Source organism: Microbacterium sp. zg.Y909, from assembly GCF_024626565.1.
The window spans coordinates 1-530 of the sequence record NZ_JANJFJ010000745.1 but is presented as its reverse complement, the minus strand read 5'-3'; the positions used below and the strand labels follow the sequence as shown (position 1 = coordinate 530).

1 protein-coding gene is annotated in these 530 nt (G+C 71.3%); it reads left to right on the top strand.

Annotated elements, in window-relative coordinates; genetic code table 11:
- A partial coding sequence (locus NQ160_RS24525) for an NAD-dependent epimerase/dehydratase family protein (protein WP_257517555.1) occupies window positions 1-530 on the top strand: 530 nt, incomplete at both ends.

Here is a 530-nt window from a genome sequence, read left to right as displayed (position 1 = left end):
CTCCTCGCGCACGGCTATGAGGTGCTCTCCATCTCGCTGCCGCCCGAGACCGCCCACCCGCTCGACGGCGTGCAGTACGTGTACTGCGACGTCGCCACGGCATCCGACGATGAGCTGCTCGCGTTGCTCGACGGTGTGGATGCCGTCGCCTACGCCGCCGGCGCCGACGAGCGCATCGCGCCGCAGGCGCCCGCGGCGGGCTTCTTCTACCGCGCCAACGTTCTGCCCACCCAGCGCATGGCGCGCCTCGCCCGCCAGGCCGGTGTGACCTCATTCGTCGTCTACGGCTCGTACTTCGCCGAGTTCGCCGAGCGCTGGCCCGAGCTGGGCCTGCGCGAGAACGCCGGGTACGTCCGCACCCGTCTGCTGCAGGAGCAGGTCGCCTTCCTCGAGGGCGAAGGCGCGATGACCGTGACCTCGCTGCGTCTCCCCTGGATCTTCGGCACCATGCCGGGCGCCGTGCCGCTGTGGAGCATGTTCGTGGCGATGGATGCCGCCGTCCCCGAGGACTCCCCCATCGCCGTCCCCGC